24 protein-coding genes and 2 pseudogenes are annotated in these 25241 nt (G+C 69.0%); 15 read left to right on the forward strand and 11 right to left on the reverse strand.

Going from position 1 to position 25241, the window contains the following annotated elements:
* Nucleotides 1-22: 22 nt before the first annotated feature.
* The 4 genes from ACQYVW_RS02890 to ACQYVW_RS02905 form a co-directional block, all read right to left on the reverse strand.
* Entirely contained in the window at nucleotides 23-664 is a 642-nt protein-coding gene (locus tag ACQYVW_RS02890) for a glutathione S-transferase family protein (RefSeq protein ID WP_434933913.1), read from the reverse strand.
* Nucleotides 661-1215 (reverse strand): GNAT family N-acetyltransferase, encoded by a 555-nt coding sequence (locus tag ACQYVW_RS02895; RefSeq protein WP_434933912.1) that lies wholly within the window; start codon nucleotides 1213-1215, stop codon nucleotides 661-663. The genes ACQYVW_RS02890 and ACQYVW_RS02895 overlap by 4 nt, the downstream gene beginning before the upstream one ends.
* A 55-nt stretch (nucleotides 1216-1270) precedes the next feature.
* On the reverse strand, nucleotides 1271-2434 hold the full coding sequence (locus ACQYVW_RS02900) for an acyl-CoA dehydrogenase family protein (protein WP_434945978.1): 1164 nt from the start codon (nucleotides 2432-2434) through the stop codon (nucleotides 1271-1273).
* Nucleotides 2435-2560: 126 nt separating this feature from the next.
* Complete coding sequence (locus tag ACQYVW_RS02905; RefSeq protein ID WP_434945979.1) at nucleotides 2561-3316, reverse strand: glycine zipper 2TM domain-containing protein; 756 nt, start codon at nucleotides 3314-3316, stop codon at nucleotides 2561-2563.
* A 167-nt stretch (nucleotides 3317-3483) separates the two neighbouring features.
* Between ACQYVW_RS02905 and ACQYVW_RS02910 the strand changes: the two genes are divergently transcribed.
* On the forward strand, nucleotides 3484-3714 hold the full coding sequence (locus ACQYVW_RS02910; RefSeq protein ID WP_434945980.1) for a DUF6116 family protein: 231 nt from the start codon (nucleotides 3484-3486) through the stop codon (nucleotides 3712-3714).
* Nucleotides 3715-3731: 17 nt separating this feature from the next.
* The gene (locus tag ACQYVW_RS02915; protein ID WP_434945981.1) at nucleotides 3732-4520 is read left to right on the forward strand and encodes a TatD family hydrolase; all 789 of its coding nucleotides are present in this window, start codon (nucleotides 3732-3734) and stop codon (nucleotides 4518-4520) included.
* Between the two features lie 18 nt (nucleotides 4521-4538).
* Here the strand turns inward: ACQYVW_RS02915 and ACQYVW_RS02920 are convergent, their stop codons facing one another.
* Nucleotides 4539-5327, reverse strand: coding sequence for a tRNA threonylcarbamoyladenosine dehydratase (locus tag ACQYVW_RS02920; RefSeq protein WP_434946252.1), 789 nt, complete (start codon nucleotides 5325-5327; stop codon nucleotides 4539-4541).
* A gap of 75 nt (nucleotides 5328-5402) precedes the next feature.
* On the opposite strand from ACQYVW_RS02920, the gene ACQYVW_RS02925 reads away from it, so the two are divergent.
* The 6 genes from ACQYVW_RS02925 to ACQYVW_RS02950 all read left to right on the forward strand — a co-directional run bounded on the left by ACQYVW_RS02925 (nucleotide 5403) and on the right by ACQYVW_RS02950 (nucleotide 10853).
* A complete protein-coding gene (locus tag ACQYVW_RS02925) occupies nucleotides 5403-5864 on the forward strand; it encodes a hypothetical protein (protein ID WP_434945982.1) in 462 nt (153 codons plus the stop codon).
* 164 nt (nucleotides 5865-6028) lie between these two features.
* On the forward strand, nucleotides 6029-6502 hold the full coding sequence (locus ACQYVW_RS02930; RefSeq protein WP_434933919.1) for a glycine zipper 2TM domain-containing protein: 474 nt from the start codon (nucleotides 6029-6031) through the stop codon (nucleotides 6500-6502).
* A gap of 146 nt (nucleotides 6503-6648) precedes the next feature.
* The gene (locus tag ACQYVW_RS02935; protein WP_434945983.1) at nucleotides 6649-7152 is read left to right on the forward strand and encodes a DUF456 domain-containing protein; all 504 of its coding nucleotides are present in this window, start codon (nucleotides 6649-6651) and stop codon (nucleotides 7150-7152) included.
* A 53-nt stretch (nucleotides 7153-7205) separates the two neighbouring features.
* Nucleotides 7206-8417: a mechanosensitive ion channel family protein gene (locus ACQYVW_RS02940; protein ID WP_434945984.1), complete on the forward strand. Its 1212-nt coding sequence runs from the start codon at nucleotides 7206-7208 to the stop codon at nucleotides 8415-8417.
* Nucleotides 8414-9544 carry a phospholipase A gene (locus ACQYVW_RS02945; protein ID WP_434945985.1) on the forward strand — a complete coding sequence of 377 codons (1131 nt, stop codon included), beginning with the start codon at nucleotides 8414-8416 and terminating at the stop codon, nucleotides 9542-9544. Before ACQYVW_RS02940 ends, ACQYVW_RS02945 begins: the two co-directional genes overlap by 4 nt.
* Before the next feature lie 43 nt (nucleotides 9545-9587).
* Nucleotides 9588-10853, forward strand: coding sequence for a phospholipase D-like domain-containing protein (locus ACQYVW_RS02950; protein ID WP_434945986.1), 1266 nt, complete (start codon nucleotides 9588-9590; stop codon nucleotides 10851-10853).
* Between the two features lie 40 nt (nucleotides 10854-10893).
* Here the strand turns inward: ACQYVW_RS02950 and ACQYVW_RS02955 are convergent, their stop codons facing one another.
* The 3 genes from ACQYVW_RS02955 to ACQYVW_RS02965 all read right to left on the reverse strand — a co-directional run bounded on the left by ACQYVW_RS02955 (nucleotide 10894) and on the right by ACQYVW_RS02965 (nucleotide 14385).
* Nucleotides 10894-11529 (reverse strand): glutathione S-transferase family protein, encoded by a 636-nt coding sequence (locus tag ACQYVW_RS02955; protein WP_434945987.1) that lies wholly within the window; start codon nucleotides 11527-11529, stop codon nucleotides 10894-10896.
* Between the two features lie 113 nt (nucleotides 11530-11642).
* Nucleotides 11643-13178 carry a fumarate hydratase gene (locus tag ACQYVW_RS02960; RefSeq protein WP_434945988.1) on the reverse strand — a complete coding sequence of 512 codons (1536 nt, stop codon included), beginning with the start codon at nucleotides 13176-13178 and terminating at the stop codon, nucleotides 11643-11645.
* Nucleotides 13179-13371: 193 nt separating this feature from the next.
* On the reverse strand, nucleotides 13372-14385 hold the full coding sequence (locus tag ACQYVW_RS02965; protein ID WP_434945989.1) for a LacI family DNA-binding transcriptional regulator: 1014 nt from the start codon (nucleotides 14383-14385) through the stop codon (nucleotides 13372-13374).
* 96 nt (nucleotides 14386-14481) lie between these two features.
* Here ACQYVW_RS02965 and ACQYVW_RS02970 point away from each other — a divergent pair, with 96 nt between their 5' ends.
* The 7 genes and pseudogenes from ACQYVW_RS02970 to ACQYVW_RS03000 all read left to right on the forward strand — a co-directional run bounded on the left by ACQYVW_RS02970 (nucleotide 14482) and on the right by ACQYVW_RS03000 (nucleotide 21991).
* A complete protein-coding gene (locus ACQYVW_RS02970; protein ID WP_434945990.1) occupies nucleotides 14482-15534 on the forward strand; it encodes a sugar phosphate isomerase/epimerase family protein in 1053 nt (350 codons plus the stop codon).
* A gap of 43 nt (nucleotides 15535-15577) precedes the next feature.
* Nucleotides 15578-16801 (forward strand): MFS transporter, encoded by a 1224-nt coding sequence (locus ACQYVW_RS02975; protein WP_434945991.1) that lies wholly within the window; start codon nucleotides 15578-15580, stop codon nucleotides 16799-16801.
* A 10-nt stretch (nucleotides 16802-16811) separates the two neighbouring features.
* Nucleotides 16812-17936: a Gfo/Idh/MocA family protein gene (locus tag ACQYVW_RS02980; RefSeq protein WP_434945992.1), complete on the forward strand. Its 1125-nt coding sequence runs from the start codon at nucleotides 16812-16814 to the stop codon at nucleotides 17934-17936.
* Nucleotides 17937-18054: 118 nt separating this feature from the next.
* Nucleotides 18055-18915 (forward strand): annotated as a pseudogene (locus ACQYVW_RS02985) (sugar phosphate isomerase/epimerase family protein); the annotation flags it as partial.
* 21 nt (nucleotides 18916-18936) lie between these two features.
* Nucleotides 18937-19524, forward strand: a pseudogene (locus ACQYVW_RS02990) (3-keto-disaccharide hydrolase); the annotation flags it as partial.
* Nucleotides 19521-21200 (forward strand): GMC family oxidoreductase, encoded by a 1680-nt coding sequence (locus ACQYVW_RS02995; RefSeq protein ID WP_434945993.1) that lies wholly within the window; start codon nucleotides 19521-19523, stop codon nucleotides 21198-21200. The pseudogene ACQYVW_RS02990 and the gene ACQYVW_RS02995, both read left to right, overlap by 4 nt.
* Complete coding sequence (locus tag ACQYVW_RS03000) at nucleotides 21200-21991, forward strand: gluconate 2-dehydrogenase subunit 3 family protein (protein WP_434945994.1); 792 nt, start codon at nucleotides 21200-21202, stop codon at nucleotides 21989-21991. The genes ACQYVW_RS02995 and ACQYVW_RS03000 overlap by 1 nt, the downstream gene beginning before the upstream one ends.
* A 204-nt stretch (nucleotides 21992-22195) precedes the next feature.
* Here the strand turns inward: ACQYVW_RS03000 and ACQYVW_RS03005 are convergent, their stop codons facing one another.
* From ACQYVW_RS03005 to ACQYVW_RS03015, 3 genes are read right to left on the reverse strand one after another with little or no spacing between them, the layout of a single operon-like run.
* Nucleotides 22196-22984: a 3-keto-disaccharide hydrolase gene (locus ACQYVW_RS03005; protein ID WP_434945995.1), complete on the reverse strand. Its 789-nt coding sequence runs from the start codon at nucleotides 22982-22984 to the stop codon at nucleotides 22196-22198.
* Nucleotides 22969-23544 (reverse strand): gluconate 2-dehydrogenase subunit 3 family protein, encoded by a 576-nt coding sequence (locus ACQYVW_RS03010; protein ID WP_434945996.1) that lies wholly within the window; start codon nucleotides 23542-23544, stop codon nucleotides 22969-22971. The genes ACQYVW_RS03005 and ACQYVW_RS03010 overlap by 16 nt, the downstream gene beginning before the upstream one ends.
* Nucleotides 23544-25229 carry a GMC oxidoreductase gene (locus ACQYVW_RS03015; protein ID WP_434945997.1) on the reverse strand — a complete coding sequence of 562 codons (1686 nt, stop codon included), beginning with the start codon at nucleotides 25227-25229 and terminating at the stop codon, nucleotides 23544-23546. The genes ACQYVW_RS03010 and ACQYVW_RS03015 overlap by 1 nt, the downstream gene beginning before the upstream one ends.
* Nucleotides 25230-25241 lie beyond the last annotated feature (12 nt).

Genomic DNA, 25241 nt, shown 5'->3' on the forward strand with positions numbered 1-25241 from the left:
ATGGATGGGAGGCGGAAAGGCGCTAGCCCGACGCGACGATGAGGGCGAGGTTGCCGGCGGCCGGTGCAGGCATCGGCACGAAGCCGGGCGTCTCCCGCACGCGCGACAGCCAGGCGCGCAAGGCCGGATAGGCGGCCAGGTCGAAGCCGCCCTCTCCGGCCACGCCGGTATAGGCGAACAGCGCGATGTCGGCGATGCCGTAGTCGGGTCCGGTGAACCAGGCATGCCGCGAAAGATGCTGCTCCATCACCGCCAGCGCCTGATGCCCGCGTTCGAGCAGCCTGGGCAGCTCGGCGCGACGCGGCGAATCCAGCGGGGTCCAGCCACGGATGAAGCGCGCCACGGCGATGCAGGGTTCATGGCTGTACTGTTCGAAGAACATCCACGACAGCGCCTGCGCGCGGGTCCAGGCGTCGCCCGGCAGGAAGGCAGTGCCTTCGGCGAGGTAATGCAGGATCGCGTTGGACTCGACCAGCACGCCACCGTCCGCGCGCACCAGCATCGGCACCTTGCCGTTCGGATTGAGCGCCAGATACTCCGGCGTGCGGGTCGCGCCACGGCTGCTGTCGGTTTCGACCCAGCGGTACGGCAGGCGCAGCTGTTCCAGCAGCAGGCGCAGCTTGTAACAGTTTCCGGAGGGCGAATAGCCGTGGATCGTGTTCATGCCAACCGCCTCCGGTGGGCCTGCCACTGCTGGCGCGACTGTCCCCACAGCTCCACTTCGACGTCGTCGGACGGCGCCGGCAGCAGGCGTCCCTGGCGGACCAGGCGCGAACCCAGGCGCTGGGCCACCTTCTTCGAGGCGAGGTTGGCCGGCGAGATGCAATGGATGATGTCGTCCCAGCCGAGCGTGTCGAACGCCCAGTCGATGGCGGCGGCGCCCGACTCGACCGCATAGCCGCGCCCCCACGCGCCTGGGTGGAAGGCGTAGCCGATCTCGTTGCCGGGCCAGCCCTCGGGCCGCCATGGCCCCATCTGCCCCACCCACGAACCGCTCGACTTCTCGACGACCGAAAACATCGCGAATCCCTGCAGCGCCCAGGCGCCGGGCATCTGCAGGAAACGCCGCCAGGCCGCCCCGCGCGACAGCTGGCCGCCGATGTGGCGGCTCGCCTCCTCGTCGGCGAACAGCTGCGCGTAGCGCTCGAAGTCCTCCAGCCGCGGCAGGCGCAGCAGGAGGCGCTCGGTTTCGATCACTGGACCGGGTTCGGCCACGGCACGACACCCCCACCCCTGGGACCGCCCCGCGTGCGGGACGGCGATTGAAGGATCAGAACGCGTTGATACCCGTCAGCTCGCGCCCGACCACCAGCTGGTGCACCGTTTCTGTGCCCTCGTAGGTGATCACCGATTCGAGGTTGAGCGCGTGGCGGATCGGGCAGTGCTCGGTGGTGATGCCGGCGCCGCCGAGCAGGTCGCGCGCCTCGCGCGCGATGTCGATGGCCATGCGGCAGTTGTTCCACTTGGCCAGCGAGACCTGCGTCGGCTGCATCTTCCCCGCGTCCTTGAGCCGGCCCAGCTGCAGGCTCAGCAGCTGCGCGCTGGTGATGCGGCGTGCCCAGTCGGCCATCTTGATCTGGGCGCTCTGGGTGGCCGCGACCGCACGACCGAACAGGATGCGCTCCTTCGAATAGGCCAGGGTCTCGTCGAGGCAGGCGATGGCCGCGCCGATCGGCCCCCAGGTGATGCCGTAGCGCGCCTGGGTCAGGCAGCCCAGCGGACCCTTGAGGCCCTTGACGTTCGGCAGGCGATTGGCCTCCGGCACGCGCACGTTGTCGAAGAACAGCGCGCTGGTCACCGAGGCGCGCAGGCTCATCTTGTGCTTGACCAGCTGCGCCTTGAAACCAGGGAAATCCTTCTCGACCACGAAGCCCTGGATCCCGTCGTCGGTCTGCGCCCAGACGATGGCGATGTCGGCCAGGTTGCCGTTGGTGATCCACATCTTGGAACCGTTGATCACCCAGTCGTCGCCGTCGCGCCGGGCGTGGGTCTTCATGTTGGCCGGATCGGAGCCGCCGTGCGACTCGGTCAAGCCGAAGCAGCCGATCACCTTGCCCGCGGCCATGTCCGGCAGCCAGCGCATGCGCTGCTCCTCGGTGCCATAGGCGTAGATCGGGTACATGCACAGCGAGGACTGCACGCTGGCGAAGCTGCGCAGGCCCGAATCGCCGCGCTCGAGCTCCTGGCAGATCAGCCCGTAGCTGACGTAGTTGAGCTCGGCGCCGCCGTACTGCGCCGGCAGGGTCGCGCCGAGCAGGCCGAGGCCGGCGATCTCGGGGATCAGTTCGGTCGGGAAGCGGCCCTCGTCGAAGCAGGCGCCGATGATCGGCAGCACGCGTTCGTCGGTGAAGCGGGCAACGCTGTCCTGGACGGCCTGCTCTTCGTCGCTGAGCAGGGAGCGCACGTCGTACAGATCGCAGGGATGCAGGGCCATGGCGGACTCGGACGGGAAAGTTTCACATTGTACGATCCCGGCAGCCGCCATCGGCAATGCGCCCCCAATGAAAACGGGCCGGCTGGAAGCCGGCCCGTCGGGGCTTTCAATGGCCAATGGCGGCCATCAGCCTCGGTCGGGCACCCCGGCCGAGGCGACGCGCGCCATCACCTCGCCATCGATGACCGGCAGACGCTCGCCCGGATCCTCCAGCAGGCGAATGGTGTCCTCGCTGCCCTCGTAGCGGTAGGTCACGTCGTAGGCCACGGTGCGGTCCTCGGTGCCCAGCGAGATGCGGTCTCCCGGCTGTTCGCCGGTGCGCATGGTCCCGGTGGTGCCGTCGGGGTTGCGGTAGGTCACGTTGTAGGCCACGACCCGCGAGGTCTGCGAGCTGTCCTGCACCGTGCGGCACTGGCGGTCGACCCGCTCCACCACCCGTCCGCCGACATGGCGACGGTCGATCTCGCGGCCAGCGAATCCGCCGCCCACGGCGCCGGCGACGGTGGCCAGCTTGCGGCCGTTGCCGCCGCCGACCTGGTTGCCCACCAGGCCGCCGATCACGGCGCCGGCAATGGCGCCGCCCGCGTTGCCGTCGCGCTCGGGCAGGCGCTCCTGCACCACCACGTCCTCGCAGACTTCGCGCGGCGACGTCGAGGTGGTGGTCTCGCGTACCGGCTCGGACCCGATCACGGTGGCGAACAGCTCCGCCTTCTCGGTGACCGGGGTTACGCCGATCACGTCGGCATACTCCAGGCCCCCGGCCTGCGCGCTGTCGTCTCCGATCGCGGCAGGACCCTCGTCGCGGCTGTTGTGGTAGGCGCCGATGGCGACGCCGCCCACCAGCAGGGCGGCCAGGGCGATAGCCAGCGTGTTGCTCTTCATAGGTTCTCCTCCGGGTCCACGCCCGCTGCTTGTGCAGGGAGATTGCAGCACCTCCAAGCTGAACAGCGCCCGGAAAAGTTCCCCCAATCTGACGGCGCCATGAACCCGGTCACATCCGGCGCCGTGCTAGCGTTGAGTCAACGTCGTCCTTGCCCACGGGTGCGTCCATGGCCAGTCCCCTGCTCCTGCCTCTGCTCAACTGGGCGCGCGGCTTGCGCTATCCCACGTTGTTCAAGCTCACCGCCTTCGCGTTCGCGATCAGCGTGCTGTGGCCGTTCGACCCGATCCCCTTCATCGACGAGATCGTGCTGGGCCTCGGCACCCTGCTGTTGGCCAACTGGAAGCACCGCAAGACGCCGGCCGGGCGCCCGATCCCTGGCGAGGCGCGCCGGCGCTGAGGAATCCAGGCCGCGCCATGCTGCTGGTCGACAGCCACTGCCACCTCGACGCCGGCGAGTTCGATGGCGACCGCGCGGCCGTGGTCGATGCGGCGCGTGCCGCCGGCGTGTGCCAGCAGGTCGTGCCGGCCACCCATGCCGATGCCTGGCCTGGCCTGCGCGAGGTCTGCAGGTCCGCGGCCGGCCTGTATCCGGCCTACGGCCTGCACCCGGTGTTCCTCGAGCGCCACCGCAGCGCCGACCTCGAGCGTCTGCGCGACTGGCTGGAGCGCGAACGTCCGGTCGCCGTGGGCGAGTGCGGGCTGGACTACTTCCTGGAGGGCCTGGACCGGGAGGCGCAACTGCACTGGTTCGAGGGCCAGTTGCGCCTGGCCCGGGAGTTCGACCTGCCCGTCATCGTGCATGCGCGGCGCGCGGTGGATGCGGTGATCGCCGCCTTGCGACGGGTCGGCGGTGACGGCGACGGCAACAAGCTGCGCGGTGTGGTGCACAGCTTTTCCGGCAGCGAGGAGCAGGCGCACCAGCTGTGGAAGCTGGGGTTCCTGCTGGGCTTCGGCGGCCCGGTCACTTACGAGCGGGCGCGCCGGCTGCGCCGGCTGGCGGCCTCGATGCCGCTGGAATTCCTGCTGCTGGAAACCGACGCGCCCGACCAGCCCGATGCGGACCATCGCGGCGACCGCAATGAACCGGCCAGGCTGGTGACGGTGCTGGAGACGATCGCACATCTGCGCGAGGCCGACCCGGCCGAGATCGCCGCCGCCACCACCGCCAACGCGCGCCGGCTGTTCGCCCTGCCCTCGCTGTAACGTCGTCGCGCCCCGGGCTCAGGCCTTCGCCGGCTTGAGCAGGATTTCCAGCGCCTTGCCTGTCGCTGCGAAGGCGAAGGCACCGGTGATATGGGTGGCGGCCCCCAGGCCGACGCCGCAGTCGAGCTTGAGCGCGGCATCGGGTCCGGCGGCCGGACGCAGGCCGCAGACGCTCCCGTCGGGCTGCGGATACTTCACGTTCTCCAGCGAATAGATCGCCGGCACTCCGAAATAACGGTCGCGGTTCTTCGGGAAATTGAACTCGGCGCGCAGCTTCTTGCGGATCAGCGCCAGCATCGCGTCGTGTTCGGTGCGCGACAGGTCGCGCACCCGCACCTGGGTGGGGTCGGTGCGTCCGCCGGCCGCGCCCACGGTCACCACGGGCAGCTTGCGGCGGCGGCACCAGGCGATCAGCTCGACCTTGCTGCGGAAGCTGTCGCAGGCATCGATCACCAGGTCGAAACGCCGGTCGAGCAGTTCGCCGAGATTGCCGGGAGTGACGAACATCGGCACCACGTCCAGCGAGATCGCCGGGCTGATCGCCCGGCAGCGCTCGGCCATCGCATAGGCCTTGTTGCGCCCGTAGCTGCCTTCGAGCGCGGGCAGCTGGCGATTGGTGTTGGACAGGCACAGATCGTCGGCATCGATCAGGGCCAGGTGTCCGACTGCACTGCGCGCCAGCGCTTCGGCCACCCATGAGCCGACACCGCCCAAGCCGACGACCGCCACGCGCTTGCCACGCAGGCGCTGCACCGCGCCGCGCCCGTACAGCCGGTCGATGCCGGCAAACCGCTCGTTCCACACCATCTCGTCCATAGCCGCAAGTCTAACGGGGCGGCCCCGTGGTATCGTCGCCGGCGACGCCACGCCACGCCCGATGCCATGTCCGCAACGCCTCCCGAATCCCGGCTGGAACGCAAGCCGCCCTCCGCCGCTTCGCGCTACCTCTTCATTTTCCTGCTCGGGCTGGTGATCGGGATCGTGGCGGTGGTGATGCTGCTGCGCGCGCTGGAGTCGCGCAAGACCTGGCGCGACCACTATCCCGACGCGCTGATGCATGTGCTGTCGGCTCAGGCCGCGCAGCTGCGCGACAACGTCAGCGCCAACCGCTGCAGCCCCACCGACACGCTGCCGCACCTGCAGTCGCTGCGCAGCCTGGGCAACGATTTCGAACGCGCCTTCCCCGGACTGCGCGACGACCAGCGCTTCGTGCAGCATGCGGCCCAGTTCCGCGGCGCGCTGGATGCGGCCCTGGCCGCGCCTGCAGTCGGCTGCGAGGGCGTGCAGCAGGCCGCGGCGACGGTCGGCGAGGCCTGCAAGGCCTGCCACCAGGACTACCGTTGAGCCACGCCGCGCCAGGCGGCTGAACGGCAACTGCATCGACACCGCCGTCCGCATGCGTGCGGGCGCGCATTGCCGTGGTGTTCACTGCCCCGCTTCCAGTATCCGGACCGTGCCGCAACGCCGTGGCGGCCAAGTCCCCCGAAGCTGAGGAGCCTTCAATGAACATCCGCATGCGCATGACCTGTATCGCCACGATCGCCACCCTCGCCTTGGCCGGCTGCGCCAGCACCTCGCCCGGTTACGGGCCCGGCTACGGCTCGACCTCGCCGGCACCGCCTTCGGGCCGCTGCTACGACTGCGGCACGGTGGTGTCGATCCAGACAGCCGCGCGCGATGGCGGCACCAATGTGGCCGGCCCGGTCCTGGGCGGGATCGTCGGCGCCGTTGCCGCCAAGGAACTCGCGCGCAGGAATACCGACAGCGACGGTCGCCGCAACGTGGCCATCGCCGCGGGTGCCGCGGGCGGCGCGGTCGCGGGCAACGCGATCCAGAACCGCGTCGAGGGCAACCGCGGCGGCTATACCGTGCACGTACGCATGGACGACGGCCGCACCACCTCGGTCCACCAGGCGGACCTCGACGGCATCCGCGAAGGCTCCTATGTCCGCGTCCAGAACGGTCGCGCCTGGCTGTACTGATCCTCGATACCGGTCCCGAACATCTTCGATGCAGGCGATCACGGCACCCTTTTGGGTGCCGTGATCGTTTCAGCCCGCTGGCACGGCCCGGGCCCGCTTTTTTGCCAGAATGCCCGGGCGGCGACCGCCGCACAGCCGGAGCATCCATGGACACCCAATCGATCTATTACGCGCTGGCCGTCCTGCTGGTACTGGTGGGCATCGCCGGCACGGTGCTCCCGGCCATCCCCGGCCTGCCGCTGGTCTTCGCGGGCATGCTGCTCGCGGCCTGGGCAGGCGACTTCCAGCAGATCGGCGGCTGGACGATCCTGGTCCTCGCCATCCTCACCCTGGTTTCGATCGGAGTGGATTTCCTGGCCTCGGCGGCCGGCGCCCGGCGTGTCGGCGCCAGTCGCCTGGCCGCGATCGGGGCCCTGGTGGGCACGCTGGTGGGCCTGTTCTTCGGCCTGGTCGGGGTCTTCGCCGGCCCCTTCGTCGGCGCGGTGCTGGGCGAACTGGTCGCCCGCCGCGGCATTGCCCAGCAGGACCTTGGCCGGGCGACCAAGGTCGGCGTCGGCACCTGGTTCGGCATCTTCGTGGGCATCGTGCTCAAGCTCACCCTGGCCTTCGCGATGGTCGGCATCTTCGCCCTGGCGTGGTGGACGGATTGACGCCGTCTTGCCGTCCCGCCGCTAGACTGCGGTTTTTCCGAACCCCCGTCCGCATGCCTGCATCGCCGTCGCGCGCCCGGCGCACGTTCGCCCCCCTGCTGCTCTCCCTCATGCTGCTGGCGGGCCTGAACGCGGCGCCGGTGGTCACCGCGATGCAGACCGGCGCCAGCCAGGCGCCTGCGAGCGGCCCGGCGGAGGCAGCTCCGGCCACGCCCGATGCGGCAGCACCCGCTCCGGCGGAGGCGCAGCCGCTCCCGCCCCCCGAAACCGATCTGCGCGGCCGCTTCGACTTCGCGTTCGACAAGTTGTCGCTGGGCTTTGCCGATGTCGTCGCCTGGCTGCCGCTCCTGGCGGTGGCCCTGCTGATCATCGTGTTCTCGGCCTGGCTGGCGGGGTTCGTGTCGCGGCGCCTGCACCTGCTGCGACTGCGTACCGACAACCCCTACATGAATGGGTTGATCCGCAACGTCGTGCGTACCGTCATCGTGCTGTTCGGCGTGGTGGTGGCCCTCAACCTGCTCAACGCCACCGCCCTGGTCACGGCGGTGCTGGGTTCGGCCGGCGTGGTCGGACTGGTGCTCGGCTTCGCGTTCAAGGACATCGCCGAGAACTATGTAGCCGGAATCCTGCTGAGCCTGCGCCAGCCGTTTTCTCCGGGCGACCACGTGGTGATCGACGGCAACGAGGGCAAGGTGGTGGCCCTGCACTCGCGCACCACGGTGCTGATGACGCTGGAGGGCAACGAACTGCGCCTGCCCAATGCGCTGGTGTTCAAGGCGATCATCCTCAACTACTCGCGCAATCCCAACCGCCGCTTCGATTTCACCATCCCCATCGACCTGGCCCAGTCGATCCGCACCGCGCAGTCGCTGGCGCTCGAGCAGATCTGCGGGATCGAAGGCATGCTGCAGGATCCGGGCCCGTCCTGGACCGTGCACGAGTACGGCCCGGGCGGGATCGTGCTGCGGTTCTTCGGCTGGGTCGACCAGCGCAGCAGCGACCTGGGCAAGGTCCGCAGCGAGGCGATCCGGCGGGTCAAGGCCGCCTATGCCGAAGCCGGGATCGAACCGCCCCGCACCACCTACCACATCCTCACCACGCGCCAGGCCGTCGACGAAGGTGTGCCTTCGCCCGAGGCCGAACCGGTCAACGGCGCCGATGCCGACACCTCGGTCAATCGCGACATCGACCGCCAGCTGGCCAAGGCACAGCAGGCCGCAGCCGCCGACACCAACCTCCTCGAACCTCCTCCGGCCAGTCCATGACCCACCACCCCCTCCGATCCGCCTTACTGGCCGTGCTTGCCGCCACCGCAGCGCCGGCCATGGCCCAGACGCCCAGCACCCTGGAGGCCTGCGCCGCACTGGAGGTCGACGCCGCGCGCCTGTCCTGTTACGACGCGCTGGCCGGCCGGGGCGCCGCCGATCCGGCCCAGGCCGACCTGGCCGCGGAACGCGCGCGCGCGGCGCTCGACGCGACGGAGGAATCCGGCGAACGGCGTGGAGCGGGCCTGTTCGCGCACGAGGACCCGCCCGAGTCGGCGCTGGCCAATGCCGGGCGCGGTTCGCTGCTCGACAGTCGCTGGGAGCTGGCGCGCGACTCCAAGCTCGGCCTCTTCAACTTCCGCGTGTACAAGCCGGTCTACCTGATGCCGGTGTTCTGGACGTCCGACGTCAACGACATGCCGAGCTCGCCCAACCCGGAGAACACGGTCACCAGCCCGCAGGGCCTGGACGCGCTGGAAACCAAGTTCCAGCTCAGTTTCAAGACCAAGGCCGTGGAGAACCTGTTCGGCGACAACGGCGACATCTGGATGGGCTACACCCAGAGCTCGCGCTGGCAGGTCTTCAACGCCGAGCAGTCGCGCCCGTTCCGCGAGACCAACTACGAACCGGAAGTACTGCTAGTGTTCCGCAACGGTTACAGCCTCGGCGGTTGGAACGGGCGCATGGCCGCGATCGGCATCAACCACCAGTCCAACGGCCGCGGCGACCCGCTCTCGCGCAGCTGGAACCGGATCATGTTCAACATCGGTCTGGACCGCGACAACTGGGCGCTGATGCTGCGGCCCTGGATCCGCGTCAGCGACGGCGACGACGACGACAACCCGGGCATGGAAGACTACATCGGCCGTGGCGACGCCACGCTGACCTACCTGCGCGGACGCAACGAGTTCTCGCTGATGGCGCGGCACTCGCTGCGGGGCGGCGACCGGTCCCGCGGCGCGCTGCAGTTCGACTGGGGTTTTCCCCTCCACGAATCGCTGCCGATGCGTGGCCGCCTGCAGGTCTTCCACGGGTACGGCGAAAGCATGATCGACTACAACCACAAGGCGACCTACGTGGGCCTTGGAATCTCCTTGCAGGAATGGTTCGCGCCACGCATCGACTGATCGCGCACCTCAGGACACGGGACACGACCGCGGGAGCCGGACCATGGGCTGGACCATTGCGCTGACGATCCTGGCCACCATCGTGGTGGCCGCGCTGGCGATGAACTTCGCCACGCCGGAGAAAAAAGTCGAGAAGAAGGTCGAGCATCGGCACGACGTCGCCGACCCGCAGTTCAAGCGCGAGATGTCGGTACTGCTCGGGCCGGCGATCCTGCCCGGCAACCGCGTGCAGGCCTTCCACAACGGCGACGAGATCTTCCCCGCGATGCTCGAGGCCATCCGCGCCGCGCGCCACACCATCACCATGGAAACCTACATCTACTGGTCGGGCGAGATCGGGCGGGAGGTGGCCGATGCGCTGTGCGAGCGGGCCAAGGCGGGCGTGCGCGTGCACCTGGTGGTGGACTGGGCCGGCAGCCTGAAAATGGAGGACGACCTGCTGGAGCTGATGCAGGAAGGCGGGGTCCGCCTCGAACGCTACCGCCCGCTGCGCTGGTACAACATCGGGCGCCTGAACAACCGCACCCACCGCAAGCTGCTGGTGGTGGACGGGCGCATCGGCTTCACCGGCGGCGTCGGCATCGCCGACCAGTGGACCGGGCACGCCCAGGATCCCGACCACTGGCGCGAAACCCACTTCCGTGTCGAGGGCCCGGTGGTGGCGCAGATGCAGGCGGCTTTCAACGACAACTGGATCAAGACCACCGGCGAACTGCTCAATGGCGAAGCGTATTTCCCCGAGCTCGCGCCCGTGGGCGACATGGATGCGCACCTGTTCATCGCCTCGCCCGCCGGCGGCAGCGAGAGCATGCACATGATGTACCTGACGGCGGTGGCCGCAGCCTGCACGAGCATCGACCTGTGCGCCGCCTATTTCGTGCCCGACCCGCTGATCGCGCAGGCCCTGCTGGCGGCGCGCAGGCGCGGCGTGCGCGTGCGCGTGCTGCTGCCGGGCGAACACATCGATTCGGAAACCGTGCGCTACGCCTCCAAGGCCTCGTGGGGCGAGCTGCTGGCCGGGGGCGTGGAGATCCACGAATACCGGCCCACGATGATCCACGTCAAGCTGCTGGTGGTGGATGGCGAGATGGTGTCGGTCGGCTCGACCAACTTCGACATCCGCTCGTTCCGTCTCAACGACGAGGCCAGCCTCAACGTCTACGACTACGCCTTCGCCGCGCGCATGACCGAAGCGTTCGAACGCGACCTGGAGCAGGCGCGCCAGTACGACCTCGAAACCTGGAAACGCCGGCCGCTGCGGCAGAAGCTGGCCGAAAAGCTGGTGCGGCCGCTGCGATCGCAGGTCTAGACCTCGCCGGCGCGCCGGCGGTGTCGCGGCACGTGGCGGCTCAGGTCCAGTCGTCCAGCCCTTCGCGCCGGTAGACCTCGGCGAACGAGGGCAACGCCTTCATCCGCTTCGCATGCGTCGCCAGGGCCGGCCAGCTGTCGGCGGGCCGTGGCAGGTTGCGCGACCAGCGCATCAGCATGGTCAGCACGAAGTCGCCCGCGCTGCGGTGGCCGCCCAGCAGGTAGGGCCCGGAGACGGCCAGATGGTCTTCCACCTGCTGCCAGGCAGCCTCGATCGCGGCCAGCGCGCGCGCCTGCACCTGGGCGATCTGGTCTTCCCCCGCAGGCTCCTGCGGATAGAACCAGTTCCGGTAGGCCGGCATCAGCGTGTAGGCGCAGAACAGCATCCAGCGATAGTAGGCCGCCCGCTCCGGCGTGCCGGGCGCGGGCGCCAGTCCGGCCTGCGGATGCAGGTCGGCCAGGTGCATCGCGATCGCCACCGACTCGGTCAGGACCTGGCCGTCGACCAGCAGGGTCGGCACCCGCCCCTGCGGATTGAGCGCCAGGTAGTCGGGCGACTTGTGTTCGCCGCGCTCGAAATCGAGCATGCGCAGTTCGTGTTCGACGCCCAGCTCGATCAGCAGCCAGTGCACCACCAGCGATGCCGTGCTCCTTGAACCGTAGAGGATGACGCTCATGCGGGAGGTCCTGCGGGCGGAAGCCGAGTATGGCGCGCCACGGCGACCGCCACACGTCCGGCGTGGCAGTCGTCAACGGCGCGAAGCCGGCACGTGGCCGGCTTCGCAGGGCATCAGGCGATCTCGACCACCGGGATCTTGCCGATCCGGGCCTGCCATTGCTTCGGCCCCGTCTGGTGCACCGATTCGCCGGTCGAATCGACCGCCACGGTCACCGGCATGTCCTTGACCTCGAACTCGTAGATCGCCTCCATGCCGAGGTCGGCGAAGCCGACGACCTTGGAGGCGCGGATCGCCTTGGACACCAGATAGGCCGAGCCGCCGACCGCCATCAGGTACACCGACTTGTGCTTGCGGATCGCCTCCAGCGCCACCGGGCCACGCTCGGCCTTGCCGATCATGCCCAGCAGGCCGGTCTGCGCCAGCACCTGCTCGGTGAACTTGTCCATGCGCGTGGCCGTGGTCGGGCCGGCTGGGCCCACCACCTCGCCCGCCACCGGATCGACCGGGCCGACGTAGTAGATGAAGCGGCCCTTGAGATCGACCGGCAGCGCTTCGCCCTTGTTGAGCATGTCGACCATGCGCTTGTGCGCGGCATCGCGGCCGGTGAGCATTTTGCCGTTGAGCAGCAGCACCTCGCCCGGCTTGAAGGTCTGGACCTCCTCCGGGGTGATGGTGTCGAGGTCCACCCGGCGCGCGTTCTGCGGGTTGTAGGTCAGCTTCGGCCAGTCCTCCAGCGAGGGCGGGTCGAGTGCGACCGGTCCGCTGCCATCGAGGGTGAAGTGTGCGTGGCGGGTGGCGGCGCAGTTGGGGATCATCGCCACCGGCAGGTTGGCTGCGTGGGTCGGATAGTCCTTGACCTTGATGTCCAGCACCGTGGTCAGGCCGCCCAGGCCCTGCGCGCCGATGCCCAGCGCGTTGACCTTTTCGTAGAGCTCCAGGCGCAGTTCCTCGGCGCGGTTGGACGGGCCGCGCGCGATCAGGTCCTGGATGTCGATCGGCTCCATCAGCGATTCCTTGGCCAGCAGCATCGCCTTCTCGGCGGTACCGCCGATGCCGATGCCGAGCATGCCCGGCGGGCACCAGCCCGCGCCCATGGTCGGCACGGTCTTCAGCACCCAGTCGACGATGGAATCGGACGGGTTGAGCATGGCGAACTTGCTCTTTGCCTCCGAGCCGCCGCCCTTGGCGGCCACGATCACATCCACCTTGTCGCCGGCGACGATCTTCATGTTGACCACGGCCGGGGTGTTGTCGCGGGTGTTCTGGCGCTTGCCGGCCGGATCGGCCAGCACCGAGGCGCGCAGCTTGTTGTCCGGGTGGTTGTAGGCTCGGCGCACGCCCTCGTTGACCGCGTCTTCCAGCGAGCCGGTGAAGCCCTCCCAGCGCACGTCCATGCCCACTTCCAGGAACACGGTGACGATGCCGGTGTCCTGGCAGATCGGGCGGTGGCCCTCGGCGCACATGCGCGAGTTGATCAGGATCTGCGCCATCGCGTCCTTGGCCGCCGGGGATTCCTCGCGCTCGTAGGCGGCGGCGAGGTTCCGGATGTAGTCGACCGGGTGGTAGTAGCTGATGTACTGGAGGGCGTCGGCGATCGACTGGATCAGATCGTCCTGCTTGATCGTCCGGGTAGAAGCGAGGGTCACGGCTGGCTCGGCGGCTTGCGGGGAAACGGCCATTTTAGCCGGGTGAGCCGCGCCCGTTCCGCTTCTGCGGGGTCGACGGGTGCATCGATGTTTTCCACGGGCGGCCGGGGCATGCCGTCCCATCCACCCGCGCCGCGGCTTTCCGCCACCGCAGTCATGGTGGCGAGACTCGCTCGGGCGCCGTCCCGCTCCGTCAGAGGCGCCCCCGCTGCGGCGGCGCGGTTGAGCTCCGCAGCATCAGGCTGAAATCCAGGGTCTGCTGATGCGGCGCGTCCCCGCCCTGGATGATGGCGAGCAGGAGCCCGACCGCGCGAACGCCGAGTTCGCGCATGGGCTGGCTGATGGTCGTCAGCGGCGGGCTCAGATAACGGGAGGACGCCAGGTCGTCGAAGCCGACCACCGAGAAGTCCTCCGGCACGCGGACGCCCAGGTCCCTGCACGCGGCCAGCACGCCCAGCGCCATCTGGTCGCTGAAACAGAATGCGGCGGTAGGCGCGGAGGCCTGGCGCAGCAACTGCAGCGCGGCGGCATGGCCGGACTCCACCGAGAAGTCGCCCGGCACCGGGGTCAGCCACTCCAGGCAGCCCTGCTCCCTGGCCGCGGCCCTGGCCCCTTCCAGGCGCTGCTGATGCAGGGGGTTGTCGGGAGGCCCGCCGACCACCGCGATCCGCTGGTGGCCCAGCCCATACAGATGCTCCATGGCCGCGCGCGCGGCAGCGGCGTTGTCGATATGGACGCTGGGGATGCCCAGAGCCGGGTCGAACTCGCATCCGTTGACCACCGGCGCAGCAGCGCCAAGCTGGCTGACCAGCTCGCGCGCCGTCGGCGGAAGGCGATGTCCGAGGACGATCATGCCGTCGGCCTGGTTGCGCGGCAGCATCTGCGCGTAGCGCTCCTCCCGCTCCGACTGGTGCTGGGTGTCACCAAGCAGGACCGCGTAACCGGACGCCTGGGCGGCTTCCTCCGCCCCCTTGAGGATCTGGGCGAAGAACGGGTTGCCGATGTCCGGCACCGTGATCAGGATCTTGCCGCTGCGCTGGGTCTTGAGCGTCCGGGCCACCGCATTGGGGACATAGCCCAGCTGGGCGGCGGCCTGCTCGATGCGCCTGCGCGTGTCCGGCAGGACCTTCTCGGGCCGCGACAGCGCCCGGGAGACGGTGCCTGCGGAGACGCCGACGTGCCTGGCGATGTCGTAGATGGTGGCCATGTCCAACTCCCCGATGCGCGCGATGCAGTGCACAACGCGTGCCCCGATCATCGCATGCTAGGATCGGATGCAATCGATTGCATCAGGTGGTTCGGCATGCGGACACTCCAGGGCCCGGCGCTGTTCCTGGCCCAGTTCATTGGCGACCAGGCGCCGTTCGACCGCCTCGACACGCTGGCCGCCTGGGCTGCCGGACTCGGCTATCGGGGCGTGCAGGTGCCCACCAGCGCGCCGCACATCTTCGATCTCACCCGGGCTGCGGAAAGCCAGGCCTATTGCGACGACCTGGCCGGCATGCTGGCCGGGCACGGCATCCAGGTCACCGAACTGTCCACCCACCTGCAGGGCCAGTTGGTCGCCGTGCACCCGGCCTACGACGCCCTATTCGACGGCTTCGCCCCGGAAGACCGGCGCGGCAACCCCGCCGCGCGCCAGGCCTGGGCGGTGGAGCAGCTGAAACTGGCGGCGCAGGCCAGCCGGCGTCTGGGCCTCAAGGCGCACGCCACCTTCTCCGGCGCGCTGGCCTGGCCCTATCTCTATCCCTGGCCGCAGCGCCCGCCCGGCCTGGTCGACGAGGCCTTCGCCGAACTCGGCCGCCGCTGGCGCCCGATCCTCGATGCCTTCGACGACTGCGGCGTAGACCTGTGCTACGAGATCCACCCGGGCGAAGACCTGCACGATGGCGCGACCTTCGAGCGCTTCCTCGACGCGGTCGACCACCACCCGCGCGCCAAGATCCTCTACGACCCCAGCCACCTGCTGCTGCAGCAGATGGATTACCTGGGTTTCATCGACCGCTACCACGCGCGCATCGGCATGTTCCACGCCAAGGATGCCGAGTACCGCGCCGACGCGCGCAGCGGCGTCTACGGCGGCTACCAGGACTGGATCGACCGCCCCGGGCGGTTCCGCTCGCTCGGCGACGGCCAGGTCGATTTCAAGGCGATCTTCTCGAAGCTCGCCCAGTACGACTTCCCGGGATGGGCGGTCGTGGAGTGGGAGTGCTGCCTGAAGCACCCGGAGGACGGCGCCCGCGAAGGCGCGGCCTTCATCCGCGAGCACCTGATCCGCGTGACCGAACGCGCGTTCGACGACTTTGCCGATGGCGGCGCCGATCCACAGGCGCTGCGCGGCATGCTGGGGCTTTGAATCCGTACCGCCTGATCAAGACACGGACCTTGGAGGGGAAGTGATGACGTCCACGATGTCGCGCCTTGGCGTGATGATGTTCTTGCAGTTCTTCATCTGGGGCGCGTGGTTCGTGACCCTGGGCACCTACCTGGTCAACGGGCCGCTGCAGGCCAGCGCCAGCCAGGTGGCGACCGCCTTCCTCAGCCAGTCGGTCGGTGCCATCGTCGCGCCGTTCCTGGTCGGGCTGATCGCCGACCGTTACTTCGCCGCGCAGCGCATCCTGGCCCTGCTGCATCTGGCCGGCGCGGCGCTGATGTGGGGGGCGTCGACGGCCACCAGCTTCAACGCCTTCTCCGGCTTCGTCTTCGCCTACATGCTGCTGTTCATGCCGACCCTGGCGCTGGCCACCAGCATCGCGATGCGGCACATGCAGACGCCGGAGAAGCAGTTCCCGCCCGTGCGCGTGGCCGGCAGCATCGGCTGGATCGTGGCCGGCGTGCTGATCGGCTGGCTGGGCTGGGAGCAGACCCAGCGCCTGGAACTGACCTTCCGCATGGCCGCCATCGCCTCGGCGGTGCTGGGCCTGTACGCGCTGACCCTGCCGCACACCCCGCCGCTGGCGGGCGAACGCGATGCGAAGCTGGGCGAGATCCTCGGGCTGGACGCGGCGCTGCACCTGCTGCGCTCGCGCGCCTACCTGGTGTTCTTCCTGGCCTCGATCGCGATCTGCATCCCGCTGTCGTTCTATTACAACTTCACCAACCCCTTCCTCAACGACGTGGGCGTGCGTGGCGCGGCCGGGTTGCAGTCGCTGGGCCAGGTGTCGGAAGTGCTGCTGATGCTGGCCATGCCGTTCCTGTTCGTGCGCCTGGGGGTGAAGGTGATGCTGGCGGTGGGCATGGGCGCGTGGGTGCTGCGCTACGTGATGTTTGCCTTCGGCGATGCGGACGCGGGCTTCGCCCTGCTGGTGATCGGCATCGTGCTGCACGGCATCTGCTACGACTTCTTCTTCGTCACCGGCCAGATCTACACCGACGCGCACGCCGGCCAGAAATTCCGCAGCAGCGCCCAGGGCTTCATCACCCTGGCCACCTATGGCGTGGGCATGCTGATCGGCACCTTCCTGTCGGGCGCGGTGGTGGAGTACTACACCACCGAGGCCGGCCCGGATTGGGAGCGGATCTGGCTGTTCCCGGCCGGGGTCGCGTTCGTGGTGCTGGTGGCCTTCCTGTTCCTGTTCCGCGAAGGGCGGGCGCCCATGCCCGCCGCTTCGTCTGCGCACTGAGGGCGGCAGCATGAGCACGCTTGGAGTCGCCATCGTCGGCACCGGGATGATCGGGGCGGTGCATCGCCGGGCCGCGGTGCTGGCCGGCGCCACGGTCCGCGGCGTGGCCGCGTCCTCGCCTGCGCGTGCGCAGGAGGTGGCGCAGGCATGGGGCGTGGCCCGGGGCTACGGCGGGATCGAGGACGTCATCGCCGATCCGCAGGTGCAGGTCGTGCACGTGTGCACGCCCAACCACCTGCACCGCGCGATGGCGCAGGCGGCGCTGGACGCGGGCAAGCACGTGGTCTGCGAAAAGCCGCTGGCGACCACCCTGGAGGACGCCCGCGCACTGGCCGCGCTCGCCGCGTCCACTGGCCTGGTGGCCACGGTGCCCTTCGTCTACCGCTACCACCCGGTGGTGCGCGAAGCGCGGGCGCGCGTCGCCCAGGGCGAACTGGGTCCGCTGCGGCTGATCCACGGCAGCTATCTGCAGGACTGGCTGCTGGATCCGGCCAGCAACAACTGGCGCGTGGATCCGGCGCTGGGCGGCGACTCGCGGGTCTTCGCGGACATCGGCTCGCACTGGTGCGATCTGGTCGAATGGGTGGGCGGCGAGCGTTTCGCCGAAGTCAGCGCGGCGTTCGAGACGGTGATCGCCGAGCGCGGCGTGGCCACCGCCAAGAGCTTCACCACGCCCGCGACCGGCGGCGAGACCCAGGCGGTGTCCAGCGAGGATGTGGCCGCAGCGATGTTCAAGACCACCGGCGGCACGCTGGCGACGGTCACCGTCAGCCAGGTGTCGGCCGGGCGCCGCAACCGCCTGTGGTTCGAGATCGACGGGGCGAACTCCAGCGTCGCCTTCGACCAGGAGGACTGCGAGCGGCTGTGGATGGGCTATCCGGACCAGCGCGAGCAGGTGTTCGTGCGCGGCCCGGGCGCCGGCAGCGCCGAGCAGCGCCGGCTGTCGGTGCTGCCTGCCGGCCATGCGCAGGGTTACGCCAACTGCTTCGAGGCCTTCGTCGCCGATACCTACCAGGCCATCGCAGGCGAACGCCCCGAAGGCCTGCCGACCTTCGAGGATGGCCTGCGATCGGCGCTGATCGTCGATCGCGTCATCGCGTCGGCCAGGTCGCGCGCATGGACGCCGATCGCCTGAGTTTCCCTGGCGCGCCGGGATCGGTTCCCGGCCGCGCCTGCTCCGCCCGCCTGCAGCGCGACGTGCGCGAGGTGGATTCCATCCGCCGTCACCCCGATTCCCGGAGGACACCATGACGATCCGACCCCTGCGCAGGATCGCGGCCGCCGCACTCGCGCTCTGCGCCATCCTGCCCGCCTGGGCGCAACCGGGCGATGCCGTCGCCAGGCCCATCGCCGTGCAGATGTACACGCTGCGCAACGCCGGCTCGCTCGAAGACCAGCTGAAGATCGTCCACGACGCCGGCGTCCGCGCGGTAGAGACGGTCGGCACGCAGAACGTGCCGGCCGGGGAACTGAAGCGGCTGCTGGACAAGTACGGGATCAATCCGATCGCCGCCCATGTGTCGCTGTCCGAGCTGCGCGGCGACCTGGACGGGATGGCGGCGTCCCACCGCGCCATCGGCAACACCATGCTGGTGGTGCCCTGGCTGCAGGAAGACCAGCGGCCGCGCGACGCCGAAGGCTGGCGCGCGCTGGGCCGCGAACTCGGCGCCCTGGCCGCACGCCTGCAGCCGATGGGCATGCGGCTGGGGTACCACAACCACGAGTTCGAGCTGGTCGAGTTCGACGGCAAGACGGGGCTCGAGCTGCTGTTCGAAGCCGCCGGCCCGGCGCTCGCCGTCGAACTCGACCTGGCCTGGGTGGCGCGTGCCGGCCACGATCCGGCGGCTTTCCTCGGCAGGTTCCCGGGGCGCGTGTACGCGGTCCACGCCAAGGACAACGCGCCGGAGGGCCAGGCCAGCGACGAACAGGGCTTCACCGCCCTGGGCAAGGGCGTGCTCGACTGGAACGCGATCCTGCCCGCCGCCGCGGACGCGGGCGTGCAGTGGTACATCATCGAGCACGACCTTCCACGCGACGCCGCGGCCGTCGTCCAGGCGGGCGCGGCCTACCTCCGCGAGCACCTCGTCCCCGACAACCAGCTGAGCGCCCGCGAGCAGGCCGACGGCTGGCAGCTGCTGTTCGATGGCAAGGACCTGTCGCAGTGGCGCAACTTCAAGCAGCAGGGGCTGAGCGAGAAGTGGGTCGTCGAGGATGGCGCCATCAAGCTCACCGGCGCAGGCGGCGGCGACATCCTGACCAAGGCCACGTACCGGGATTTCGACCTCAGGCTGGACTGGAAAATCTCCGAAGTCGGCAACAGCGGCATCCTGATACTCGCGGACGAAACCGGTGAACACATCTACTCGCACGCGCCGGAAATCCAGATCCTGGACAACGAGCGCCATCCCGACAACAAGCTCGATACCCACCTGTCCGGCTCGCTGTACGACATGATCGCCTCGCCCCCCGCTTCGCACAGGATCGCCGGCGAGTGGAACCGGGTGCGCATCCTGCTCGACCAGGGCCAGTTGACCATCTGGCAGAACGGCGTGCAGACCGCATCGGTGAAGATCCACAGCGCGGAGTGGCAGCGGCTGGTGGCCGCCAGCAAGTTTGCCGACTGGCCGGGGTTCGCCGCCAACAGCAGCGGCCATATCGGCCTGCAGGATCACGGCGACGTGGTGTGGTTCAAGAACCTCAAGATCAAAGAACTGAAGCGATGAACGATTTCGCCCACGACGTACTGGTGGTCGGCTCCGGCGCCGGCGGCGCCATGGCGGCGTACGAGTTGACCCGCCAGGGCCACAAGGTGCTCATGCTGGAGGCCGGTCGCCACTACGACCCGGTCACGGAAACGCCGATGTTCCGGCCCAACGCCGATGCACCGCTGATGGGCGCGTACACGCCGGACAAGGAGTTCGGCTTCTACGATTCCACCGTGGGCGGCGGCTGGCAGGTGCCGGACGAACCCTATACCACCGCCGAAGGCACCGAGTTCCTGTGGTGGCGTGCGCGCATGCTGGGCGGACGCACCAACCACTGGGGCCGCTATTCGCTGCGTTTCAGCGAACACGACTTCAAGGGCAAGAGCAGGGACGGCCTGGGCGCCGACTGGCCTTTCGACTACGACGACATCGCCCCCTGGTACGACAAGACCGAAGCGCTGGTGGGCGTGTGCGGCACCAATACCGGCCTGGACGACATGCCGCCCTCGTCGGACGGCGTCCTGCAGCCGCCGCCCGTACCGCGCATCCCGGAACTGCTGATCGCGGCCGCGGCGAAGAAGCACGGCATCGACGCAGTGCCGATGCACCGGGCGGTACTGACCCGGGCGCTGGATCAGCGCGCCCCCTGCTTCTATGCCACGCCCTGCGGTTACGGCTGCTCGATCGGCGCCGCGTTCCAGACCACCACCTCGCTGCTGCCAATGGCGCAGGCCACCGGCCACCTGCGGATCGTCACCGACGCCATGGTCAAGACCGTGACCACCGATGCGGACGGCAAGGTCACGGGCGTGAGCTACGTCGACAAGAAGACCGGCACCGAGCGGCAGATGGACGCGAAGGTGGTGGTGCTGGCCGCCAGCGCCTGCGAGACCGCGCGCATCCTGCTCAATTCTAAAAGCGCCCGCCATCCGGACGGACTGGCCAACTCCAGCGGCCAGGTCGGCCGCAACCTGATGGACTCCACCGGCGCGGGCCTGTCGGCGCTGGTCCCGGCCCTGATGGACCGCCCCCGCTACAACGAGGACGGCCACACCGCCAACCACCTGTTCATTCCCTGGTGGGGACACCAGGCCCAGGCCAACGGCGAACTGGATTTCCCGCGCGGCTACCACTTCGAACTGGGCGGCCGCTTCGGCGAGCCGGGCGCCTACGTCAGCGGCGACCTGCAGGGCTATGGTCCCGCGCTGAAGCAGCAGGTGCGCGCGCATTACGGCGCCTACGTCCATTTCGCGATACGCGGCGAGATGCTGCCGAATGCGGATTGCTACATGGACATCGACCCGCAGGTCACGGACAAATGGGGCATCCCGGTGCCGCGTTTCCACTGGAAGTGGTCGCAGCACGAACTCAAACAGGTTGAGCACGGCCTGAAAACCGCCAAGGCCATCCTGGAAACCATGGGGGCGACAGTCGGCGAACTGCCTGCCGCGGAAGACGCGATCAAGAAGGGCGGCGAGATCATCCATGAGGTGGGCACCACCCGGATGGGTAGCTCGCCCGAGGACTCGGTGACCAATCAGTGGGGCCAGACCTGGGACTGCCCGAACCTGTTCGTGATGGACGGCGGCGTGTTCGCCTCCAACCCGCACAAGAACTGCACCCTGACCATCATGACGCTGTCGATGCGCAACAGCGCCTGGCTGGCCTCGCAACTCGAGACGGGAGCACTGTGATGCGGGAACCACCGCAGGACCAGGGTACGACTGCCCACGGCGACGACGCCGCCCCTGCCTACACGAACAAGCTGAGCCGGCGCGACTCGCTGAAGCTACTGGCCGCATTGGCGGCAAGCGCCATGCTGCCTGCGCTGTCCGCCTGCAGCTCGATGCCCACGGGGGAAGTCGCTGGCGGCGTCGCGGACGATGGCCACTGGCCGGAGCTCGACCTGCAGCCCGTGACGGCCAAGGGCTACGGCAAGGATCCGAACCTGATGACGCCGCCGGAAACGCCCTGGCCGCTGACGCTGACGCCTGCCCAGCTGTCGCTGCTGGCCGTGCTGTCGGACATCATCGTGCCGGCGGAAGGCAAGTCGCCGTCGGCGTCCGCGGTGCAGGTGCCGACGGTGGTCGACGAATGGGTGAGCGCGCCCTACCCCGACCAGCAGCAGGACCGGCTGACCGTGCTGTCCGCCCTCGTCTGGCTCGACGATGAAGCCGCTCTGCGCTACTCGCAGCCATTCACGGCGCTGGCCGCGGCGCAGCAGCTGGCAATCATCGACGACATCGCCTACCACAACGACCAGACCCCGCGGCGGTTCCAGCGCATCGCCGGGGCCTTTTCCCGGCTGCGCAACCTGGTCCTGGCCGCCTATTTCTGCACGCCGGACGGCATGGAAGACATCGGCTACCTGGGCAACGTGGCCATCGCCGGCGACTACCCCGGGCCGACGCCGGAGGCATACCGCCATCTGGAGACCGTGCTGGCAGACCTCGGGCTGAGCGAGTTCGCCTACCGGGCGGGTTAGCGCAGGCTCGATGCAGGTGCCTGGGTCATCCCCGCGAAGCGACGTTCGACAGCCGAAGGCTGGTCGAGCCGATATCCACGGACCTTGCCCTTGAAAATCGGGAGCAGAGCCGCTGGATGACCGGCGCTTCGCGCTGTTGAAAAGCGCTTCCCGGGTTGGCGGGGATGACCAAACCCGGGAACCTGCGCCGACGGGAGTCTGCCCCTACAGTTCCCGCACCCAGATATTGCGGAAGCTGACCTCGGAGTCGTGGTCCTGCAGGTAGATCGGGCCGCAGTCATGCGGGGCGTAGCTCGGCGGACCGCGGTATTCGGTGGTACCGGCGATGACGATGTCGTCCTGCACCAGCACGCCGTTGTGCAGCACGGTGATGCGCGCGGGCGCGAGCAGCCCGCCGCCTTCCGAGAAACGCGGCGCCTTCCAGATGACGTCGTAGGACTGCCATTCGCCCGGCGGGCGCGAGGCGTTGACCAGCGGGATGGCCTGTTTGTAGATCGAGGCCGCCTGGCCGTTGGGATAGGTGGGGTTGTCATGGCTGTCGAGCACCTGCAGTTCGTACCGCTCGTGCAGGAAGATGCCGCTGTTGCCGCGATCCTGGCCGTCGAAGCCGCGGGTCTGCGCCGGACTGCGCCATTCGATGTGCAGCTGGATGTCGCAGAAGCGTTGGCGGGTGCGGATCCCCTTGCTGCCGGGGACCACGGTGACCGCGCCATCGGCCACCTTCCACGGCGCCTCCCCGCCCTGCTCCGACTCCCATGCCGCAAGGCCGCTGCCGTCGAACAGCACCACCGCATCCGAAGGCGCCGCGCCCACGGGCGTGTCCACGACCGCCGGCACCGGGGTCCAGGCTTCGGTCTTGGCCGGATCGGCTGCGGGATCATGGGCCAGCGCAGCCGCGCAGGCCACGACGCCTCCCGCCAGCAGGAGCGCGCGTGCGGTCACGACGTTGCGCGGCGAATGGTGAAAGGGGCCGCCCATCATCGTGTCGCCCATGCCGGCGTGCCCGGCTCGTAAGGCAGGTCGCCGTCGTAGTAGCCGGGCACCGGGTCGTAGCGCAGCACTTCGGTGGCGCCCACCTTCGAGGTGAAGAAGCTGAAGATCACCAGCTGCTTGATCATCGTGAAGTAGTGCACCCCGCCGCCGCTGCCCGATCCGTCGGCGGCCACCCATGCCCGGCCGGCCTGTTCGCCGGCCTCGCGGTCCAGCGCGGTCAGCATCTGCAGGCGTGCCGCGGGCGCCAGGGCCATGAAGCTCCCGGCGGCCCGGCGGTCCAGGTCCACCAGCCCGGCGCGGAAGGCGGCCTGGTCCTCCGGGCTGTAGCAGTCGGTGACGAAGCGCGCCATGAACGCGCCCACCCCGGCATCCTTCGCACCCGGCGTGTCGGTGCGCGGAATGATGGTCTCGGCGATCTCGTCCAGCAGCGCCACGTCCTCGGCGGCGAAGCCGGCGGCGGCCTGCGGCACGGGCGCCTGCCCGAGCACGAAGGCGGGCATGCCGACCATCGCCACGCCGGTGGCGGACGCGATCATCTTCAGCAGTTCGCGACGGTCCATCACAGGTTCCCCGCCTTGAGTTCGCGCACCGCATGGTCGGCGGCGCGAGCGGTCAGCGCCATGTAGGTCAGCGACGGATTCACGCAGCTGGCCGAGGTCATGCAGGCGCCGTCGGTCACGTACACGTTCGGCGCGTCCCAGACCTGGTTGTGTGCGTTGAGCACCGAGGTTTTCGGGTCGCGGCCCATGCGCGCGGTGCCCATCTCGTGGATGCCCCTGCCGGGGGCGTAGTTGCCATCGTAGGTCCGCACGTCGCGCACGCCCGCCGCTTCCAGCATCTCGGCGGCATCGGCGGCCATGTCCTTGCGCATGGCGCGCTCGTTGTTGCGGATCGACACGTCCATCGCCAGCACCGGCAGGCCCCACTTGTCCTTCGTGTCGTGGTCCAGGCGGATGGTGTTGTCGTGGTAGGGCAGCATCTCGCCGAAGGCGGTCATGCCGATGCTCCAGTCGCCGGGCATGCTCGCGGCCTGCTTCAGGCCCGCGCCGATGCCCATCTCCGCGACGCTGCGCGACCAGTCCTGGCGGCTCGCGCCGCCCTGGTAGCCGAAGCCGCGCAGGTAGTCGCGCCGCTCGCCGCCGACGTTGCGGAAGCGCGGGATGTAGAAGCCGCAGGGACGGCGTCCCGAGTAGTACTTGTCGTCGTAGCCGTCGACGATGCCCTGGGCGCCGACCTCGAAGTGGTGGTCCATGACGTTGTGGCCCAGCTCGCCCGACGAGGACCCCAGCCCGCCTTCCCAGACATCGGTGGCCGAGTTCATCAGCACCCAGGTCGAATTGAAGGTCGATGCGTTGAGGAAGACCACCTTCGCCGTGTACTCGTACGTCTGCCCGGTCTCGGCATCGACGACCTCGACGCCGCGCGCACGCTTGCGATCCTTGTCGTAGAGCACCTGGCGGACGATGGAGAACGGGCGCAGGGTGAGGTTGCCGGTCTGCATCGCCGCCGGCAGGGTGGCCGACTGGGTCGAGAAGTAGGCGCCGTAGGGACAGCCCAGGATGCACTTGTTGCGGTACTGGCAGTTGACGCGTCCCTGTTCGGGTCGCGGTTCGGTGATGTTGGCGGTGCGCGAGTGGATCATGTGGCGCGTGCCGCCAAAGGCCTTGCGGATGCGCGCGGCCACGTCCTTCTCGACCACGTTGAGCGGGATCGGCGGCAGGAACTTGCCGTCCGGCAGCACGTCCAGGCCTTCCACGGTGCCGGCGATGCCGGCGAAGGTCTCGACGTGGTCGTACCAGGGCGCGAGGTCTTCGTAGCGGATCGGCCAGTCGACGGCGATGCCTTCGCGCGCGTTGGCCTCGAAGTCCATCTGCGAGAAGCGGTAGCTCTGCCTGCCCCACATCAGCGAGCGGCCGCCGACGTGGTAGCCGCGGAACCAGTCGAAGCGCTTGGTCTCGGTGTACGGGCAGTCCTTCTCGTCGGCCCACATTCCGTAGGTGCTCTCCGACAGCGGGTAGTCGCGGCGCAGGACCGGGTGCGCTTCCTTCATCGCCTGGGTAGGCACGTTGCGATGCGGGTAGTCCCAGGCCTCCTTGTGCGCGTTGACGTAATCCTTGATGTGCTCGATGTTGCGGCCGCGCTCGAGCATCAGCACCTTGAGTCCCTTCTCGGCCAGTTCCTTGGCGGCCCAGCCGCCGCTGATGCCGGAGCCGACGACGATCGCGTCGTAGTGATTGTTCGCCATTGAGACTGCGTT

This window comes from Luteimonas campi (genome assembly GCF_051162505.1).
In the GTDB taxonomy this organism is placed as follows: domain Bacteria; phylum Pseudomonadota; class Gammaproteobacteria; order Xanthomonadales; family Xanthomonadaceae; genus Luteimonas.

Excerpts from the sequence above, each read along its gene's own strand:
- ACQYVW_RS02940 (WP_434945984.1), top strand. The coding sequence starts at position 7,206 with ATGCCTGCATCGCCGTCGCGCGCCCGGCGCACGTTCGCCCCCCTGCTG.
- ACQYVW_RS02950 (WP_434945986.1), top strand. The coding sequence starts at position 9,588 with ATGGGCTGGACCATTGCGCTGACGATCCTGGCCACCATCGTGGTGGCC.
- ACQYVW_RS02955 (WP_434945987.1), bottom strand. The coding sequence starts at position 11,529 with ATGAGCGTCATCCTCTACGGTTCAAGGAGCACGGCATCGCTGGTGGTG.
- ACQYVW_RS02970 (WP_434945990.1), top strand. The coding sequence starts at position 14,482 with ATGCGGACACTCCAGGGCCCGGCGCTGTTCCTGGCCCAGTTCATTGGC.
- ACQYVW_RS02925 (WP_434945982.1), top strand. The coding sequence starts at position 5,403 with ATGTCCGCAACGCCTCCCGAATCCCGGCTGGAACGCAAGCCGCCCTCC.
- ACQYVW_RS03000 (WP_434945994.1), top strand. The coding sequence starts at position 21,200 with ATGCGGGAACCACCGCAGGACCAGGGTACGACTGCCCACGGCGACGAC.
- ACQYVW_RS02965 (WP_434945989.1), bottom strand. The coding sequence starts at position 14,385 with ATGGCCACCATCTACGACATCGCCAGGCACGTCGGCGTCTCCGCAGGC.
- ACQYVW_RS02910 (WP_434945980.1), top strand. The coding sequence starts at position 3,484 with ATGGCCAGTCCCCTGCTCCTGCCTCTGCTCAACTGGGCGCGCGGCTTG.
- ACQYVW_RS02935 (WP_434945983.1), top strand. The coding sequence starts at position 6,649 with ATGGACACCCAATCGATCTATTACGCGCTGGCCGTCCTGCTGGTACTG.
- ACQYVW_RS02900 (WP_434945978.1), bottom strand. The coding sequence starts at position 2,434 with ATGGCCCTGCATCCCTGCGATCTGTACGACGTGCGCTCCCTGCTCAGC.
- ACQYVW_RS02915 (WP_434945981.1), top strand. The coding sequence starts at position 3,732 with ATGCTGCTGGTCGACAGCCACTGCCACCTCGACGCCGGCGAGTTCGAT.
- ACQYVW_RS02995 (WP_434945993.1), top strand. The coding sequence starts at position 19,521 with ATGAACGATTTCGCCCACGACGTACTGGTGGTCGGCTCCGGCGCCGGC.
- ACQYVW_RS03005 (WP_434945995.1), bottom strand. The coding sequence starts at position 22,984 with ATGGGCGACACGATGATGGGCGGCCCCTTTCACCATTCGCCGCGCAAC.
- ACQYVW_RS03010 (WP_434945996.1), bottom strand. The coding sequence starts at position 23,544 with ATGGACCGTCGCGAACTGCTGAAGATGATCGCGTCCGCCACCGGCGTG.
- ACQYVW_RS03015 (WP_434945997.1), bottom strand. The coding sequence starts at position 25,229 with ATGGCGAACAATCACTACGACGCGATCGTCGTCGGCTCCGGCATCAGC.
- ACQYVW_RS02980 (WP_434945992.1), top strand. The coding sequence starts at position 16,812 with ATGAGCACGCTTGGAGTCGCCATCGTCGGCACCGGGATGATCGGGGCG.
- ACQYVW_RS02945 (WP_434945985.1), top strand. The coding sequence starts at position 8,414 with ATGACCCACCACCCCCTCCGATCCGCCTTACTGGCCGTGCTTGCCGCC.
- ACQYVW_RS02890 (WP_434933913.1), bottom strand. The coding sequence starts at position 664 with ATGAACACGATCCACGGCTATTCGCCCTCCGGAAACTGTTACAAGCTG.
- ACQYVW_RS02905 (WP_434945979.1), bottom strand. The coding sequence starts at position 3,316 with ATGAAGAGCAACACGCTGGCTATCGCCCTGGCCGCCCTGCTGGTGGGC.
- ACQYVW_RS02920 (WP_434946252.1), bottom strand. The coding sequence starts at position 5,327 with ATGGTGTGGAACGAGCGGTTTGCCGGCATCGACCGGCTGTACGGGCGC.
- ACQYVW_RS02975 (WP_434945991.1), top strand. The coding sequence starts at position 15,578 with ATGACGTCCACGATGTCGCGCCTTGGCGTGATGATGTTCTTGCAGTTC.